This window comes from Nguyenibacter vanlangensis (genome assembly GCF_013376155.1).
Lineage (GTDB): Bacteria > Pseudomonadota > Alphaproteobacteria > Acetobacterales > Acetobacteraceae > Gluconacetobacter > Gluconacetobacter vanlangensis.
In genome coordinates this window covers 1-3,444 of sequence record NZ_JABXXP010000311.1, presented here as the reverse complement: position 1 = coordinate 3,444, position 3,444 = coordinate 1, and the positions used below count along the sequence as shown (strand labels likewise).

5 protein-coding genes are annotated in these 3,444 nt (G+C 67.9%); 2 read left to right on the top strand and 3 right to left on the bottom strand.

The window, feature by feature from the left end:
- The 3 genes from HUK84_RS12945 to mutM form a co-directional block, all read right to left on the bottom strand.
- The coding region (locus tag HUK84_RS12945) for a DnaA N-terminal domain-containing protein (protein WP_281362809.1) at positions 1–357 on the bottom strand (357 nt) is incomplete at its 3' end.
- Positions 358–761: 404 nt separating this feature from the next.
- Complete coding sequence (rpsT, locus tag HUK84_RS12940) at positions 762–1,031, bottom strand: 30S ribosomal protein S20 (RefSeq protein ID WP_176640662.1); 270 nt, start codon at positions 1,029–1,031, stop codon at positions 762–764.
- A gap of 94 nt (positions 1,032–1,125) precedes the next feature.
- On the bottom strand, positions 1,126–2,019 hold the full coding sequence (gene mutM, locus HUK84_RS12935; RefSeq protein ID WP_176640661.1) for a bifunctional DNA-formamidopyrimidine glycosylase/DNA-(apurinic or apyrimidinic site) lyase: 894 nt from the start codon (positions 2,017–2,019) through the stop codon (positions 1,126–1,128).
- Positions 2,020–2,048: 29 nt separating this feature from the next.
- Here mutM and HUK84_RS12930 point away from each other — a divergent pair, with 29 nt between their 5' ends.
- Both HUK84_RS12930 and HUK84_RS12925 read left to right on the top strand, forming a co-directional pair.
- Positions 2,049–2,843, top strand: coding sequence for a class I SAM-dependent methyltransferase (locus HUK84_RS12930; protein ID WP_176640660.1), 795 nt, complete (start codon positions 2,049–2,051; stop codon positions 2,841–2,843).
- Positions 2,844–2,941: 98 nt separating this feature from the next.
- The coding region (locus tag HUK84_RS12925; RefSeq protein ID WP_281362810.1) for a flavoprotein at positions 2,942–3,444 on the top strand (503 nt) is incomplete at its 3' end.

Genomic DNA, 3,444 nt, shown 5'->3' with positions numbered 1-3,444 from the left:
CGCGCCGTCGGCAGCAGCGCCATCGATCACCGCACCGCCGGCCGTCGCGCCGTCGCCGGCACGGCCGACCTGCAGTTCGACCCGGCGGATCGCCGGCAATTCGGCGTTCCACAATGTGGTCAGCCGGTCGCCGTACTGGCTGCGCACCCAGTCGCGCAGGAAACGCGTGGGCAGGTTGAGGACGATTTCGTCGCCATCGAGCGGACCGATGGTGATCTGTTTCAGCCAGGTCCGGTACTCGACCTCGCCGACCTCGGCCTGCAGCCGGGTACAGATTCGCGACCAATGGATATCGAGAACGTTCCGGGCCGATCGGGCTTCCGCGACGGCATCATATCCACTCAGTTCGCCCGACATTTCCACTCCCGGCCCTTCGAGGGCTGTACGTCCGTCGACCGGACCGTGTTCCCCCTTGCTTTCCGCCCCGACATGCCCCGGTCACCCGGCACGATGAACGCACTACCCCGCCTGCCCGACACCCGAAAAGGCGCGAGCATGGAAGCCGATCCATCGCCACAACATGAAGGAGCCGAAAGTAAGTCACGGACCGGGCGGATGGCAACGGAAAACTGTCCCGGCCGGGACGCTAAAATTGCGTGACCCGGAGGGCGGGATCAGTCTATGGTTTCAGGGGAAACCGATCGACACTTTGCACAATAAAATAAAGCCGGGCCTCGCACCGCGGCGCGCGACCCGACCTTATGATATTTTCTTTTCCGTTACTTTCCCGACGGGAAATAATACGGAGGCCGGAGAGGCCGTTACGCGGCAGCGATGGCCTTGATCCGCGCGGACAGGCGGGACAGCTTGCGCGCGACCGTGTTGGCATGCACGACGCCCTTGCCCGACGCGCGCTGCATTTCCGGCTGCGCGGCGCGCAGGGCGGCCTGGGCATCGTCCTTGTTGCCGGCCGCGATCGCCGCCTCGACCTTCTTGATGAAGGTGCGCATGCGCGAGACGCGTGCCGTGTTGCGCGCGTTGCGGCGCTCGTTCTGTCGGATGCGCTTGCGCGCGGAAGCAGTGTTCGCCATCGTTCTCAGTTCAACAAAGCAGGTTACGAGGTCCGCCCCGTGTGCGCGGACATCCGGATCAGGCAGGCGATCTAGTCCAACCGGTCATCGTCCGTCAAGACACGTCTTCATGCGCATGTGCCGCGCGCCCGGTTCCGTCGGGCAGGCGCTGGCGCATGGGACAGAAATAGCTGGACCGTCCGGCCTGCTCCAGACGGACCACGCCGCCGCAGACGGGGGCGCCGGGACAGTCCGGACAGCCGGTGCCCGCCCGGCCATAGACCCGCCATTCATGCTGGAAATAGCCCAGCGTGCCGTCCGTCTGCACATAGTCGCGCAGGGACGACCCGCCGGCGGCGATCGCATCGCGCAGCACGGCGCGGATCCCCCGCACCAGGGCCGCTTCCTCGCGCGCGGTCAGGGAACAGGCCAGGCGGGCGGGGTGGATCGCGGCGCGGTACAGGGCCTCGGAGACGTAGATGTTCCCCAGCCCCGCCACGACTCCCTGGTCCAGCAGCGCGGCCTTGATCGTGGTCCGCCGCCGCCCGATCGCCTGGTGCAGCCAGTGCTGCGAGAAATCGTTGCCCAGCGGTTCGGGCCCCAGATGCGCCAGCAGGCGATGGGTGGTCTCGGCCGATGTCGGCATCAGGTCCACCGCGCCGAAGCGCCTGGGATCGACCAGGCCGAAATGGGTGCCGTCCTCCATCATCACGGCAAGATGCTCGTGACGGTCCTGGAAGCCGTTGGCTGCGCCCGGCGGCGTCAGCAGCACCCGGCCCGACATGCCGAGATGCAGCAGCATGGTCTGTCCGCTATCCAGCCGCAGCAGGATATATTTCGCCCGCCGCGCCAGTTCGACGATTCTGGCGCCGCGCAGGCGGGCCGCCAGGTCGGCGGGAAAGGGAAAGCGCAGGTCGGCGCGACGCACCGCCACCTGGGCGATCCGCCTGCCGTCGAGATGCGATCGCATCCCGCGCATCACTGTTTCGACTTCAGGGAGTTCCGGCATGGGCGGATCTGAGGTTATATCCCTGATTCATGACCGACAAGACCGCTCCCTCTCCGTTCGCGGACGATGCCGCCCCCCGCGCCGCCGGGGCCGATACGACCGATTTCGGCTTCCGCAACGTGCCGACGGCCGAAAAGAAACCGCTGGTCCGCGCCGTGTTCGACAGCGTCGCGGGCCGGTACGACATCATGAACGACGTCATGTCGCTGGGCATCCACCGCGCCTGGAAGAAGATCTTCGTCACCGAACTGGGCGCGCATCCCGACCTGACCCTGCTGGACCTGGCCGGCGGCACGGGAGATATTTCCTTCGGCTGGCTGCGCGCGGGCGGCGGGCAGGCGATCCTGTCCGACATCAATGCCAGCATGCTGGGGGTCGGACGCGGCCGTGCGCTGGAACGGGGACTGATTGCGGGCCTGCGCTTCGCGGTCATGGATGCCGAGGCGATTCCCCTGCCGGACCGGTCGGTCGATCGCGTCTCGATCGCGTTCGGCCTGCGCAACTGCACGGACAAGGACGCCGTGCTGCGCGAGGCGCGGCGCGTGCTGCGCCCGGGCGGCAAGTTCATGTGCCTGGAATTCTCGCGCGTGCAGGTGGCTGCGTTGGCGCCGATCTATGACGCATGGTCGTTCCATGTGCTGCCGCGGATGGGGGCGGCGATCGCGGGGGACCGCGACAGCTATCAATATCTGGCCGAAAGCATCCGCATGTTCCCCGACCAGGAGACACTGGCCGGCATGATGCGCGATGCGGGGCTGGAGCGCGTGTCGGTCCGCAACCTGTCGGGCGGGATCGCGGCCATTCATTCCGGCTGGCGCATCTGACGATGACGGACACGCCGCTTCCGGCGATGACGGACACGCCGCTCCCGGCGATGACCGACACGCCGCTCCCGGCGATGACGGACACGCCGCTCCCGGCGATGACCGACACGCCGCCCCCGACCGGTGGACGCACGGTCCTGCTGATCGTCTGCGGGGGGATCGCGGCCTATAAGAGCCTGGAACTGGTCCGGCTGCTGACGGCGGGCGGGGTGCGCGTGCGCACGGTGCTGACGGCGGCGGGCGCGCAGTTCGTCACCCCGCTGAGCCTGCAGGCGCTGACCGGCGAGCGCGTGTTCGGCGACCTGTTCTCGCTGACCGATGAAAGCGAGATGGGGCATATCGTGCTGTCGCGCTCGGGCGACCTGCTGGTGGTCTGTCCGGCCACCGCGGACATCATGGCGCGCATGGCCGCGGGGCTGGCCGACGACCTGGCCAGCACGGTGCTGCTGGCCACCGACAAGCCGGTGATGATCGCCCCGGCGATGAATGTCCGCATGTGGGAGCATCCGGCCACGCAGGCGAACCTGGCCACGCTGCGCGCGCGGGGGGTCATGGTGGTGGGGCCGGAGATCGGGCTGATGGCCTGCAACGAGACCGGGCC